12 protein-coding genes are annotated in these 13,311 nt (G+C 70.7%); 5 read left to right on the top strand and 7 right to left on the bottom strand.

Annotation, left to right across the window (positions count from 1 at the left end):
* Window positions 1-28: 28 nt before the first annotated feature.
* Entirely contained in the window at window positions 29-1,228 is a 1,200-nt protein-coding gene (locus tag ACFUO4_RS32705; RefSeq protein ID WP_383491695.1) for an NAD(P)/FAD-dependent oxidoreductase, read from the top strand.
* A 26-nt stretch (window positions 1,229-1,254) separates the two neighbouring features.
* Here ACFUO4_RS32705 and fxsT read toward each other — a convergent pair whose 3' ends face one another.
* The 3 genes from fxsT to ACFUO4_RS32690 form a co-directional block, all read right to left on the bottom strand.
* Entirely contained in the window at window positions 1,255-4,737 is a 3,483-nt protein-coding gene (fxsT, locus tag ACFUO4_RS32700; RefSeq protein WP_383491693.1) for an FxSxx-COOH system tetratricopeptide repeat protein, read from the bottom strand.
* On the bottom strand, window positions 4,737-5,348 hold the full coding sequence (locus ACFUO4_RS32695) for a toll/interleukin-1 receptor domain-containing protein (RefSeq protein WP_383491691.1): 612 nt from the start codon (window positions 5,346-5,348) through the stop codon (window positions 4,737-4,739). The genes fxsT and ACFUO4_RS32695 overlap by 1 nt, the downstream gene beginning before the upstream one ends.
* Before the next feature lie 66 nt (window positions 5,349-5,414).
* Window positions 5,415-7,007, bottom strand: coding sequence for a carbohydrate-binding protein (locus ACFUO4_RS32690; RefSeq protein WP_383491689.1), 1,593 nt, complete (start codon window positions 7,005-7,007; stop codon window positions 5,415-5,417).
* Between the two features lie 219 nt (window positions 7,008-7,226).
* Between ACFUO4_RS32690 and ACFUO4_RS32685 the strand changes: the two genes are divergently transcribed.
* Complete coding sequence (locus ACFUO4_RS32685; protein WP_383491687.1) at window positions 7,227-7,820, top strand: hypothetical protein; 594 nt, start codon at window positions 7,227-7,229, stop codon at window positions 7,818-7,820.
* On the opposite strand, the gene ACFUO4_RS32680 is transcribed toward ACFUO4_RS32685, so the two are convergent.
* Together ACFUO4_RS32680 and ACFUO4_RS32675 are read right to left on the bottom strand one after the other, a co-directional pair.
* A complete protein-coding gene (locus tag ACFUO4_RS32680; protein ID WP_383491685.1) occupies window positions 7,817-8,146 on the bottom strand; it encodes an antibiotic biosynthesis monooxygenase family protein in 330 nt (109 codons plus the stop codon). The genes ACFUO4_RS32685 and ACFUO4_RS32680 overlap by 4 nt on opposite strands.
* Complete coding sequence (locus ACFUO4_RS32675) at window positions 8,143-9,123, bottom strand: helix-turn-helix domain-containing protein (protein ID WP_383491683.1); 981 nt, start codon at window positions 9,121-9,123, stop codon at window positions 8,143-8,145. The genes ACFUO4_RS32680 and ACFUO4_RS32675 overlap by 4 nt, the downstream gene beginning before the upstream one ends.
* A 72-nt stretch (window positions 9,124-9,195) precedes the next feature.
* Between ACFUO4_RS32675 and ACFUO4_RS32670 the strand changes: the two genes are divergently transcribed.
* Window positions 9,196-10,287, top strand: a complete 1,092-nt coding sequence (locus ACFUO4_RS32670) for a saccharopine dehydrogenase NADP-binding domain-containing protein (protein WP_383491681.1) — start codon at window positions 9,196-9,198, stop codon at window positions 10,285-10,287.
* Window positions 10,288-10,641: 354 nt separating this feature from the next.
* Complete coding sequence (locus tag ACFUO4_RS32665) at window positions 10,642-11,628, top strand: phosphotransferase family protein (RefSeq protein ID WP_383491679.1); 987 nt, start codon at window positions 10,642-10,644, stop codon at window positions 11,626-11,628.
* Between the two features lie 38 nt (window positions 11,629-11,666).
* On the opposite strand, the gene ACFUO4_RS32660 is transcribed toward ACFUO4_RS32665, so the two are convergent.
* Window positions 11,667-12,083, bottom strand: a complete 417-nt coding sequence (locus ACFUO4_RS32660) for a VOC family protein (RefSeq protein ID WP_079311476.1) — start codon at window positions 12,081-12,083, stop codon at window positions 11,667-11,669.
* Window positions 12,084-12,227: 144 nt separating this feature from the next.
* Between ACFUO4_RS32660 and ACFUO4_RS32655 the strand changes: the two genes are divergently transcribed.
* The gene (locus tag ACFUO4_RS32655) at window positions 12,228-13,031 is read left to right on the top strand and encodes an HAD family hydrolase (protein WP_383491677.1); all 804 of its coding nucleotides are present in this window, start codon (window positions 12,228-12,230) and stop codon (window positions 13,029-13,031) included.
* Between the two features lie 62 nt (window positions 13,032-13,093).
* Here the strand turns inward: ACFUO4_RS32655 and ACFUO4_RS32650 are convergent, their stop codons facing one another.
* The gene (locus tag ACFUO4_RS32650; protein ID WP_079311477.1) at window positions 13,094-13,303 is read right to left on the bottom strand and encodes a hypothetical protein; all 210 of its coding nucleotides are present in this window, start codon (window positions 13,301-13,303) and stop codon (window positions 13,094-13,096) included.
* Window positions 13,304-13,311 lie beyond the last annotated feature (8 nt).

The following is a 13,311-nucleotide window of genomic DNA, read 5'->3' as shown; positions in this document are numbered from 1 at the left end:
CACCCTGAACCGGACAGGAGCCCGAACCATGAAGCACCGCATCGTCGTCCTGGGCGCCGGCTACGCCGGAGCGACCGCCGCCGGGCGCATCGCCCGCCGCCTGCGCCGCGGGGACGTCCGGATCACCCTCGTCAACGCCGAGCCCGACTTCGTCGAACGCGTCCGGATGCACCAGCTGGCCACGGGCCAGGAGCTGAAGCCGCGCCCGCTGGCGGACGTGTTCAAGGGCACGGGCGTCGAAGTCCGCGTCGCCCGGGTGACGTCGGTCGACACCGAGGCGAAGACGGTGACGCTTGTCGCCGACGGCGCCGACGGCGCCGAGGGCCGTCTGGAGTACGACACCCTCGTCTACGCCCTCGGCAGCGGCTGGACCGACCAGGGCGTCCCCGGCGTCGCCGAGCACGCCCACCAGATCGCGGGCCGCCCCGGCGCACTCCGGCTGCGCGCACGCCTCACCGAACTGACCGCCGGTGCCCCCGTGGTCGTCGTCGGCGGCGGCCTCACCGGCCTCGAACTCGCCACGGAACTCGCCGAGTCGCGGCCCGACCTGGACATCGCGCTCGTCGCCCGCGGCGGCCTCGGCGACTGGCTGTCCCCGCAGGGCCGGGCCCACGTCCGCAAGGTCGCGGCCGACCTCGGCATCACGGTCCACGAGCACACGACGGTGACCTCGGTGGAAGCCGACGCCGTCCACACCTCCACCGGCCCGCTCCCGGCGGCCGCGACGATCTGGACGACGGGCTTCGCCGTCCACCCCGTCGCGGCGGCGACCTCCCTGAAGGTCACGGACACCGGCCGGATCGTCGTCGACGCCACCATGCGCTCGGTCTCGCACCCCGACGTGTACGCCGTCGGCGACGCCGCCTACGCCCTGGGCCACAGCGACAAGCCCCTGCGCATGTCCTGCGCCTCGGGCATCCCGGCCGCCTGGCTCGCGGCGGATGTGATGGCCGCCCGCCTCGCCGGCACGAAGGTCCCGCAGACCGTGATCGGCTACACCCACCAGTGCGTCAGCCTCGGCCGCAACCAGGGCCTCATCCAGATGGTGACCCCCGACGACACGGTGAAGGACCGAGCGTGGACGGGCCGCGGCGCCGCCCGCTACAAGGAACTCATCTGCAAGGCGGCGTACTGGTCGGTGGCGAAGCCGGTCATGTATCCGGTGCGGCGGCGGAAGGTCGTGGGGCAGCCGGCCGGGGGGCGCGCGTTCGACACCGCCTCTGCGTGAACGGGTTGTACGGGTGGGCGTGCGGCTCAGGGGTGAGTCAGCTTCGGTGCGCCCTTGGGGGGACGGCGCCACTTGCGGACCTCGATGGTCTGCCGGGTGGCCGGATGGTTGTCACCGAGTACCGCGCGTTGGCGGTCGAGGGTTTCCGCGCGGAGGTTTTCCGCGTCCTCGAGCCGGCCGAGGGGCTCGAGGTCCATCGAGAGGTTGTGGGCGGTGTGCAGGGTGTCGGGGTGTTCAGGGCCGAGCACCCCCCGCTGGATGATCAGGGTCTTCTCCCCGAGGTCGGCTGCCTCTCGGTACCGGCCGAGGGCCGACAGGTCGACGGCGACATTGGTGGCGGTACGCAGTGTGTCGGGGTGCTCCACACCGAAGAGGTTCCGCTGCCGGCCGTGGAGCTCCGTGTCCAGCAGGTACGCCTTCTCGTGGTCGTCCGTGACGGAATAGGCGTGCGCCAGATAGCCGGCCGCGGCCAAAGTCTCCACGGCCTCCACGCCCAGCTCCCGTTTCCAGGTCTCGTACAGTTCCTCCAGCCTGCGCCGTGCCCCCGCGTTGTCGCCGAGGTCCATCAGGTACCAGCAGGCCCCGAGCGTCGCGAGCCGCGCGGCTTCGGTGACGAGGTCGCCCGGGTCGATGGCCAGGTAGTGGGGCAACAGGTCACGCCAGCGCTGCCAGGCGTCCGGGTCGGTGTCGCCGGGGACGACGGCGGCCAGCAGTCGGCAGGCGAGGGTGGCGGCGGGGGCCCGCTCCTCGGAGGCGAGCTGGTCGCGTAGCACGGCCTGGGCCAGGCGGGGGATCCGAATGCTGCCGCCGGACACCCGGGCCAGCCCGATCCGCTCGACCGTCATCACCATCTGTCGGAACGCGCGGGGGCTGGACCCCAGGTCGGAGGCTTTCAGAGGAAGCGGGGCGGGGGCGAGCAGCGTGCAGGCGCGCACCAGGAGGGCGGCCTCGGTGTTCTCCGCGGCCAGTCTCGTCAGGCTCAACTCCAGTTGGGAGGCGAGGGACCCCCGGTAGTCGGGTGGCCCGTCGTCGGCCAGTGCTTCGGCGGCGTGCTGTCGCAGCAGGAGCAGGTACTCCTCCGGGGGGAAGACGTACAGGGCGTCCGCGGCCTGTACCAGCGCCAGGGGCAGATGGTCCAACTCGTCGGCGAGTACGAACGTCAGCCGCTCGGGCAGGTCGCGACTGCGAGCCGTCAGCAGCGCGACCGCATCCGGGGGAGGCAGGGTGCCGACGTCGAGCGTGTTCGCGACCTGATGCCAGTGCGGGTTGCGGGAGGTGATCAGCACATGCCCGTCGCCGCTCGGCAGGTCCCTGGCCAGGTCGGCCGGGTTCTCGACGCCATCGAAGATCAACAGCCATCCCGACCGCTTGCGCAGGTCCTGTTGGAGGGCGCGCACGGCCGCGGGAGGTGAAGTGTCGAACTGCGCGCAGCCAAGGGCCACCGCCAACTCCGCCAGATGGTAGACCCGGTCCTCGCCCGGCGGCACATACCAGACCAGGTCGTACTCACCGCTGAACCAGTGCGCGTACTCGAAGGCCAACTGGGTCTTGCCCACCCCGCACGGCCCGGTCAGCACCAACGGCGCCGTGGAGTCCGCCAGCCTGGTCCTGATCTGCGGCAGCAGGTCGTCCCGCCCGATGAAGCCGGCATTGCGCGTGGGGACGTTCCACACGGTCGGCTGGTCCGCCCGTGCGCCCGCCGCATCCGCCGCCGGGAACGCGGGCGGAGCCGAGGGTGTGCTGCGGGGGTTGGCGACCGCTCGCAGCAGCGCCTCCCGTGCCTCCCGCTCGTCGACACCGAACAGGTCGGTGTACCCGTGCCGTTGGAGCTGTCCCGCCACCTCGACCTCCTCGACGCGCAGCGGAACGAACTTCTCCGGAGACGCCAGCAGCGCCGCCGTCCATGCGTCGGACATCAGGCCCTCGTTGGCGAGCGCGGCGGAGTACAGGACCACGATCCGGTCCTCGGGCGGGAGGCTCGTCACAGACGTGTGGACGCTGTCCTCCTGTCGCCCCGGCCACCCCTGGGCGACTTCGTACCCCGCCTCCCGCAGGATCCAGGTGACCCACTCCTCCCACGCCCGGTCGGGCCACGAGCGAACCACGAACACGCGCCCTCGTCCCGACGAAGACGCCACTTCGAAACCGGGCTGCGAAGCCTCCGACCGAACCCGCGCCGAGACCCCCCGCGCGACCTCCCCCAGCTGGTCCTCCGCAAGGCTGTAGGACGGCAGTGCCTGCACCAGCGACGGCAGGTCACGCAGCACCCGCGTCGAGCCGACCACCGGGAACACGGTGCGGTCCGACTGCTCGTCCAGCGTCTGCCGCAGGAAGTAGTTCAGCTCGTCCCGGTGCCAGGAGTCCACCGAGTCGCGGGCCAGGAGCAGGAGATGGCGGCTGCTGTCGATGACCGGCCGAAGGCTCTCGCGCGGGCCGGCGTCCGGTTGCTGGGCCGAGAAGCTGGACAGGCCCGCCTCCGCCAGCAGCGCCGCGAGCCTGGTGGCCGCGCTCTCCGTCTTCGGCGTACCGCTGATGAAGAAGTCGTACTGGTAGTGCCCGCCCCGACGCCCCGTTCTGATCGCCGCGTCCACATACGCGTCGCGGCTCTCCGTGAACAGCCGCGCGTCCTCCAGGTTGCGGGCGATCAGCGCGGCGATCGACGCGATGCTGTGGCTGATCAGCTGGGGGTTGCGGAAGTCCTCGGTGACGACCGGGAGGTCCTCGCCGAAGGACCAGTACGCGGAGTAGGGGACCGTGCAGTTGTCGAGGACCCGTTCGACGGGGGAGCCTTCGGGGACCCAGGCGTCGTAGCTGGACTTGAGTTCGCCGCGCAGCTTCTCCCGCCATTCGGCGGCCCGTTCGTACTCCTCGCTCATGTCGAAGCGGCAGAGGAGCGGGAGGGTGAGGAGGCGTGAGCGGTCGTAGGGGAGGGTGTTGCGGGTGGCGGAGGCTCGGCGTACGACGTCCAGCACGCCGTCGACGTTCTGCTGGTTCGCCGTGAACGTGTAGGCCAGGATGTGCGGCAGCTGGGCTGTGCAGATGCCGCCGGAGTCCGAGATCCCGGTACGGCTGTCGATGAGGATCACGTCGTAGGAGTCGAGCCAGCGCTCCCGCCAGCCCTCCAGCACGTTGCCGAAGTCGTGCTCCAGGTACAGCTGTTCCCAGTCGATGCTCTGCAGCTTGGGCACGTAGTCGTTGCCGACGCCGCCGGCGGCGATCAGGTCGAGCCGCGCCCCGTCCTCCAGGGTGACCGGTGTGATGTGGTCGAGCGCGCCGACGCGCTCCCCCTCGCGTACGGCGAGCGCCATGTCGGTCAGGCCGGTGGCGGGGACGTCCATGTACGGGCGGAAGTAGTAGTGCAGGCCCGGGGCTTCCAGGTCCCAGTCGACGCAGAGCACCCGGTAGCCCCATCGGGCCAGCAGCACAGCGGAGTTGGAGAGCAGGAAGCTCCGTCCCACGCCGCCTTTGTAGGAGTAGAAGGTCGCGATCCGGCCCTGGCCCATCGTCATCACAGCCTCGGGACGGAACGCTGGGGGGACTCCGCGTGCGCGGCGGGACGGACGATCGGCCAGCCCTCCTGCCACTCCGGCGCGCAGGCGAGACAGGCCGCGATCTCCTCGGCGACGGTACGCATCCGGTCCTGGAAGCCGAGATAGGCGGGGGTGTCCCGGAACTGGGGGCCGTCGTAGCCGTACTTGGTGAGTTCCTTGTACTGCTGGATCTTCTGCGCCTCCTCGGGGAAGTGCTCGCCGTCCATGAAGTTGATCGGGTAGACGAGCGTCGGCACCTGGCCGTTGACCTGTGGCAGCGACTCCTGGCGCAGCTGCATGCTCTTCCACTCCGCCATGCACCAGTCCGAACGGAAGTACGGCGGCGACCAGATGGCCACGAGGCAGCGGCTGCGCAGCAGCGCCTGTTCGAGGCGCTGGGGCCAGGGCGAGCCCGCGGGTATCTCGAAGTCGACGAAGACGCGCGGGTCGGAAGGCAGCAAGTCCTCCAGATACAGCTGGAGTTCCCGGCTGAAGTGGTTCTTCACCCAGTCCCGGACATGCCCTCTGTGGCTGTAACTGATGAAGACGTCGTAGTCGTAGTCCACCGTGCCCCCTCCGGCGTGCCGCACGGCGCCAAATCTAGGGCAGGAAGGTCAGATACGTCCTGACCTTCCCGTCCCGGGGTACCGAGAGACCTACAGCGTGACCTGCTTGCCGCCGAACGTGACCACCAAGCTTCCGTTGGACGCGAAGGACCAGCCCAAGGCGCCCGTGTACGACGAACACCGCGACCCGTTCGTGCCGGACCAGAACTGGTTGGAGCTGTCGGCGTCGCCGGTGTAGCGGTCGTTGGCGCCGCTGTCGCAGGACGTGTTGGAGCGGAAGACCGAGGTTCCGGTCTCGAAGTTGAAGTTGCGTTCGGTGTTGGCGACGGCCACGTTGCCCGTGATGGTCATCGAGCCCGGGTTGCTGTTGTACGTGAACCCGTGGTGGCCGTTGCCGTAGGCGATGCTGTGCTGGACGACGTGGTTGACGGCGATGGAGTCGCCGCCGAGCTTGTAGCCGTTGCGGTCGCCGTTGCCGGCCTGGGAGCCGTCGCTGAGGGTGCCGTTGTTGTACGAGAGGGAGTATTCGATGGTCACCGGGCCGATCGCGCCGGTGTCCGTCTTGGTGTAGAGGTCCCAGCCGTCGTCGATGTTGTTGTGGGACACCGCGTAGCGGAAGACGTTCCCCGTGCCCGTCGTCAGCTTCGCGGCGAAGCCGTCCGCGTCCTCGCCGTCGGAGTCGGCGTTGTCGTGCGACTCGGCGCTGAGGACGAGGTTGTTCGACGGCCATGCACTGCTCGGCGTGGTAGAGGCGATGCGGCCCAACTGGAGGCCGGTGTCACGGTTGTAGCGGGTCACCGTGCGCTCGATGACGTTGTTGCTGCCGCCGACGTAGATGCCGTTGTCGCCCGCGTGCTCGACGACGAGGCCGTAGAGCCGCCAGTAGTCGGCGAACAGCTGGATGCCGCGGTTCGTCGAACTCTCGCTCTGCGCGGAGAAGTTGAGGACCGGTGTCTCGCCCGGGTACGCGGAGAGGAGGGTGCGGGCGGTGGACGTGCCGTTGCTCCCGGCCGGGATCGTGATGGTGGACGCGTAGGTGTACGTGCCGCCGCGCAGGTAGATCGTGCCGCCCGCCGTGATACGGCTGATCGCCGACGTCAGCGTCGTCGGCGCGGACACCGTGCCGGCCGCGCCGTCCGTGCCGGTGGGCGAGACGTACAGGGCGGTGGCGGAGGGCGGGGTGGTCGTGCCGGACGTCTCCACGTCGATGTAGTCGATGTTGGCCAGGCCGCTCGCGCCGGTGGGGTTGAGGCGGAGGGTGTTGCTGCCGGCGTTCACCGGCACGGTGAACGTCTTCGTCACCCAGGCCGTCCACGCCCCAGTGCCCTCGAAGGACGCCGAGGCGGCGGTCGTGCCGTTGACGACGACGTCCATGGGGCGGGCGGTGGTGGTGCCGTTGGCGAAGCGGACGCTGACGGTGGCGGTGCCTCCGGCGGGGGCGGAGACGGTGAACTGGTTGTAGGCGCCGGCGGCGTTGGTGCCGTTGCAGTAGCCGCTGCCGGAGTAGCCGGTCCATTCCGTCTCGACGGCGCCGGTGCAGACCGCGGGTGCGGTCTCGGCCTCGTAGCGTGTGGTGGCGGCGTTCGCGGTGGTGCCGGACAGGGCGACCAGGGTGCCTGCGAGCAGCCCGATGGTCGCTGCGGCGGCCAGGGGTCTCGTGCGGGGAGCGGAGAACGTGGTCATGGGAGCCGTGCCCTTTCTGTTGCGGGTTCCAGAGAAGGGGAAAGCGCTTTCTCCGGACCGTAAGGGCCTGCTCTGTACGCGTCAATAGACGTGTATGTGATTACCGTTCATGACCATGAACTCGAAGAACGGGATACCAAGACCATCGCAATGATCCCGCAAAGATCATTGACGATAGGCCGTGCGGCGTTGTCGCATCGAGGCGACTAGGAGGAAACGTTGAACACTGCTGTTCGCCACGGCGCGGTCCTCGCCGCCACCGCCGGCATCCTGAGCGCGCTCGCCGCCCACGGTGCCGTGGCGGTGACCAAGGACGCCGCGACGGAGTACGACTGCCGGTACGGAGCCGTATCGGTCTCGGACCCCGCCGGATCGGTCGTACCCACCGCACAGAAGCCCGGCGTTCCCCTCCACGCCAAGCTCCGGCTCCACAACACCGAGAAGACAGCGCTGACCAAGGCCTCGTATGTCTTCGCCATCGGCAACCTCATGAAGAACCGGGGCCCCGCGCCGCACGTGCGCTGGCGCGTGGGCAGGGGCTCCTGGCACTCGATGACGCTGCACTGGAACAGCAGGACCAACGGCTCACTGCCCCTGTGGAACTCACAGTCCCTGGCCGTGGGCACCATCCCCGCGCGCGGCACTGTCACCACGGAGATCTCCGTGACGTTCCCCAAGAAGTCCATCAAGGCCGTCAACTACGACTTCCTGGACGTGCACAGCGGCTCCTGCGGCAAAACCCGCCTGGACTGGTACACCGGCAACGGCTTCTCCTACTGGCCGCGGAACGGGACCCCCGGCAAGCCCGCCTAGGCCTGCCTGGGCTCGGTCTGCTGGACGACCTCGAAGGACCACAGCGTTGATCCCGTGGCGGCCGGCTTCGGCTTCTCGCCGCCGTTCTCACCACCGCTCTGGTGAGCCGCCCGCATGGGGCCCTCGAGCCAGGCCTGGAAAGACTCCTCGTCACGCCAGCGCGTGTAGACGAGGTAGGTGTCGGTGCCCTCCACCGGGCGCAGCAGCTCGAACCACTCGAAGCCGTCCGAGCCCTCCACCGCACTGGCCCGGGCGGCGAACCGCTTCTCCAGGACCTCGCGCTGCTCTTCGGGAACGGTGAGGACGTTGATCTTCACGATGCTCATGCGCCCATTGTCCCCGGAGGTGGCGTCCGGGCGACGGCGGGCCGGGTGCGGAAGGTGCGGCGGTAGGTGTCCGGGGGGACGCCGACCGTGCGGTGGAAGTGGCGGCGCAGCGTCGTGGCCGTGCCCATGCCCGTCGCGGTCGCGATCGTGTCGACGCCGTCGTCGGTGGACTCCAGCAACTCCTGGGCGCGGCGGATGCGTTGGGTCAGCAGCCACTGCAAGGGGGTGGTCCCGGTGGCCGCGCGGAAGTGGCGGGTGAGGTGGCGTGAGCTCATCCCGGCCCGGCGGGCCAGGTCCGTCACGGTCAGCGGCTGGTCCAGGCGTTCGATCACCCAGGGCAGCAGCTCGGCGAGCGGGTGGTCGTCGCGGGCGGGCACGGGCGCGGCGACGAACTGGGCCTGGCCTCCGGCCCGGTGCGGGGGTACGACGAGCCGGCGGGCGGCGGCGTTGGCGACCGACGATCCGTGGTCGAGTCGTACGAGATGCAGGCACAGGTCCATCGCCGCGGCCTTCCCGGCGGAGGTGAGCACGCTGCCGTTGTCGACGTAGAGGACGTCCGGGTCGACCTCCACCTCGGGGTGGCGGGCGGCCAGCTCGTCGGTGTGCGCCCAGTGCGTGGTCGCGCGCCTGCCGTCCAGCAGACCGGCCGCGGCCAGCACGAACGCGCCCGTGCACAGCGAGGCCACCCGCGCCCCCGCCGCGTGCGCCGCGCGCACCGCCTCGACCAGCTCGGCGGGCGGATCCACCTCGACGTCCGCCCAGCCCGGCACGATCACGGTGTCCGCCTCACGCAGACGATCGAGACCGTGATCGGGTGCGAGCCGGAACCGGCCCACCCGGACCGGCGCCGAGCCGCACACGGTGACCTCGTACCAGGGGACGGTCACCCCGTCCGGCACGGCGCCGAACACCTCGTACGCCAGGGACAGCTCGAAGTGCAGCATGCCGTCGGTGACGGCGAGGGCGACCGTGGTCATGTCCGTAATTGTATGGGGCGTGTCGTTCCGGACGCTCACGCCGCGGTCCGCGGGCCGCCCAGGATGGTCGTCATGGGAACGGAACAGCCGGCCGGGAAGCGGGGAACGGACATGGCAGCGGGTGGGGGAGCGGGAGCCGGACGGACGGTCGCGGTCTTCGGCGCGTACGGGCACACCGGGCGCTTCGTCGTGGCGGAACTGATCGCACGCGGCTTCGTGCCGCTGCTCTCCGGCCGCGACGCCGTGCGCCTGAAGGCGATGGCCGTCGAGTACGACGTTCAGGCGCGTCCGGCGCCGGTCGACGACCCGGCCGCGCTGGACCGTGCGCTGGCCGGCGCGGCGGCCGTGATCAACTGCGCCGGGCCGTTCGCGACGACGGCCGCGCCGGTGATCGAGGCGGCGCTGCGTGCCCGGATTCCCTACCTGGACGTGGCGGCGGAGATCGAGGCCAACGTCGACACCTTCGCCCACTTCGCGGACCGTGCCCGGGCGGCGGGCGTGCCGGTGGTGCCCGCGATGGCGTTCTACGGCGGACTCGGCGACCTGCTCACCACGGCCGCGATGGGGGAGTGGACGGCGGCCGACGAGGCGCATGTCGCGTACGGCCTGAACAGCTGGCACCCGACGCCGGGCACCCGGATCGCGGGCGAGGTGTCGCGGGGGCGGCGGGACGGGCGACGCGTCCGGTTCAGCGGCGGGCGGCTGGAGTACCGGGACGACGCGGCGCCGGTGCTGGAGTGGGTGTTCCCGGAGCCGCTGGGGGCGCGGGAGGTCATCGGGGAGTTCACGATGGCCGACGTGGTGACGGTCCCGAGCCATCTGCCGATCCCCGAGGTGCGGACGTACATGACGGTGGAGGCGGCGCGGGACCTTTCGGCACCGGAGACCCCGGCACCGGTCGCGGCGGACGAGGACGAGGCGGGACGCTCGGCGCAGACCTTCCTGGTGGACGTGGTCGTGCGGTCGGGTGGGGCGGAGCGGCGGGCGGTGGCGCGGGGCCGGGACATCTACGCCGTCACGGCGCCGCTGGTGGTGGAGGCGGCGGAACGGGTACTGACGGGGCGGACCGAGGTGGGGGCGGGTGTGGTGTCGGCCGGGGAGATGTTCGACGCGACGGACTTCCTGCGAGCGCTGGCGGGCCAGGTGACGGTCGAACTGCCTTAGTGCCCCAGGCGGTTGTTGTGTGTCGTGTGGTGACTCTTGGTGTGGTGGGTAGGGCGGTTGTTGTGCGTCGCGCGGTGACTCTTGGTGTGGTGGGTAGGGCGGTTGTTGTGCGTCGCGCGGTGACTCTGGCGTGGTGGGCAGGGCGGTCGTTGTGCGTCGCGCGGTGATCCTTGGCGTGGTGGGCAGGGCGGTTGTTGTGCGTCGCGCGGTGACCCCTGACGTGGCGGAGAGAGACGTGGCTGCGCGTCGCGCGGTCACCCTTGACGCCGTCCTGGGCGGGCGGCATCTTGGGAGCGCTCCCAGACGGCTGGCCCCTCCGCTGTCCGACAGCACCCCGGATTGGAAGCGTGGCCCATGCAGAGTCAGACCAAACGCCGGCTGTCCCCCGCCGATCTCGACGCCCTGCTGCGGGCCTCGGCCGGGATCGGGGGCAGGCCGGAGGCCGAACTGACCGACGGCTGCTACAACACGGCCTACCGCGTCCGTCTCGACGACGGCCGCCCCGCGATCGTGAAGCTCGCTCCGCCGCCGGAGGTGCCGGTGCTGCGGTACGAGCGCGGGATCATGGCGACCGAGGCGATGGTCTACCGCAGGCTCGCGGAGCTCCCGCGGGGACAGGTGCCGGGCCCCGAACTCCTCTACGCCGACGACGAGTTCCTCATGGTCTCCCTTCTGGACGGCACCCCCTGGGACAAGGTGGCCAAGACCCTCTCCCCGGCCGCCACCAGTACCCTGCGTCGCGAACTGGGCGCGGTCACCGCCCGGTTGAACACCCTGGTGTCCGAGGACGGCCGGTTCGGCTACCCGGCGGCCGCGTCAGGGCTGTCGGCACCGGACTGGCGGACGGCGTTCACGGTGATGGTGGACGCGCTGCTGGAGGACGCGGCCCGCTGGAACTCGGCGCTCCCCGAAGAGCCGGACACGATACGGAAGTTGGTGGCCGAGGGCGGCTACGCGCTCGACGAGGTCACCGAACCCCGCCTGGTCCACTTCGACCTGTGGCCGGGCAACGTCTTCGTCGACGGCGGCGATCACCCCCGTATCACCGGCCTCATCGACCACGAACGCGCCTTCTGGGGCGACCCGGCGGCCGAGCTGATCTCTCTCGCCTTCGGCGGCGACGTCACCCCGGACAGCGACGTCGTCACCGGTTACGTCGAAGCCGGCGGCACCCTCGACTTCACCCCCGCCCTCCACCACCGCCTCGCCCTCTACGAGCTCTACCTGGGCCTCATCCTGGTCATCGAGGACGGCCCCCGGGCCACGGACGACGCGGGGCACGTCGCCTGGACCCGGGAGTATCTGGCGGAGGCGGTGACGCGGGTACGGGGGCTGGGGTAGGGCGCCGGGGTGCTCAGGGTCCGGCCGCGCGGGCTCGCTCAGCCCTGCGCCGCCGCCGTGATGTTCACCATCCACGGCACCCCGAACCGGTCCGTGCACATGCCGAAGACGTCGCCCCACATCTGTTTGTCGAGGGGCACCGACACCGAGCCGTCGGCGGACAGCTTCTCCCAGTAGCCGCGCAGTTCGGTGTCGTCGTCGCCGCTGAGGCTGATCGAGTAGTTGGTGCCCACGGTGTTCGGCATGTCCGGGTGGGCGTCGGCGGCCATGAGGGTGAAGCCGGACGGGGTTTCCAGCATGCCGTGCATGATCTTGTCGGCCAGCGGCGTGTCCGCCTGGCCGAAGTCGCCGTACGTGTTCAGCGCCAGCGTGCCGCCGAACACCTCCTGGTAGAACTCCATCGCTTGTCGAGCGGTGCCCTCGAAGCTGAGGTACGGGTTGAGGCGCGAGGCCATGGAAACCTCCCGGTATGGGGTGCCGGTACTCCTTCGGAGGCTAGCCGGGGCCACTGACAACAGCATCCGGTGAGTGATACCTTCACGAAGGAATTTTTTTTAGCGCCCGGTACCGTGCCGGGCCCCGAGGGGGAGGTTCTGGGAATGACGGTGGTAGCGGACATAGCCGGCGGCGTGCGGACCGACGCGGCGCATCGGCCGGCCTACCTGGTCTTCTGCGACGTCGACGAGACGCTCATCAACTGCAAGAGCATGTTCGAGTTCCTGCGCTTTCAGCTCGTGCGGCGGTTCGGTGAGGAGGGAGAGCACCGGTACCGCCTCGTCGAGGCCGACCTCAAGGGCCGCTCCGCCGCCGGCGTGCCCCGGGAGGACGTGAACCGGGCCTACTACCGCTCCTACGCCGGGGAGAGCGTCGAGGAGATGGCCGCACTCGGGCGGGAGTGGATCGCCCTCGCCGCCGCCGACCCCGGCTTCTTCATCACCTCCACCGTCGACGAGCTGAACCGCCATCGCGCCGCCGGCGCCGAGATCGTGCTGGTCTCCGGGTCCTTCCCGCCCTGCCTCGACCCGGTCGCCGAGCGCGTCGGCGCCCGGCACGTCCTGTGCTCCTCGCCCGTCGTGCGCGAGGGCCGCTACACCGGTGAGCTCGCCGAGCCCGTGATCGGCGAGGGCAAGCGGGCGGCGGCCCTGCGGATGCTCGCCGAGCACCCGGGCGTCAACCCGCGCGACTGCTTCGCCTACGGCGACCACCCCTCCGACTTCCCCCTCCTCGACTGCGTCGGCCACCCCCGTGGCGTCGGCGACGACCCCGTCGTACGCGGCTATCTCGCCCGGCGTGCGGACCGGGCCGCGGCCGCCGTCTCCGGGTGCGCGCTCGCCTGCTGGTCCATGGGCCGCGACGAGCACTCCGAGGGCTGCTCGGGGGGCTGCGCCCTGCCGCTCTGCTGAGCACACAGGGGTGGAGGGGCGGAGGGCCCGGACGGCCTCCGCCCCTCCACCTGTGTGCGGGGTCAGTCGATGCTCCGGCAGATGTGGGGCTCCAGCTCCGCGTCGTCCGCGTCCCCCGCGAGGTGGAGGACGGGCCGCCGTGCCTCGGGGCCGGTGTCCAGCAGGTACCAGGCGCCGCCGTGCTGCACCGAGGCCAGGGTGCCGTTGGCCAGGACGTACAGGCGGGGGAGCCGGGGGCGTTGGGCGCTCGCTGTCTTCTGCAGGGTGATCATTGCTGCTC

The organism is Streptomyces sp. NPDC057280, assembly GCF_042668605.1.
Classification (GTDB): Bacteria; Actinomycetota; Actinomycetes; order Streptomycetales; family Streptomycetaceae; genus Streptomyces.
This window is presented reverse-complemented; position numbering and strand designations above follow the sequence as displayed.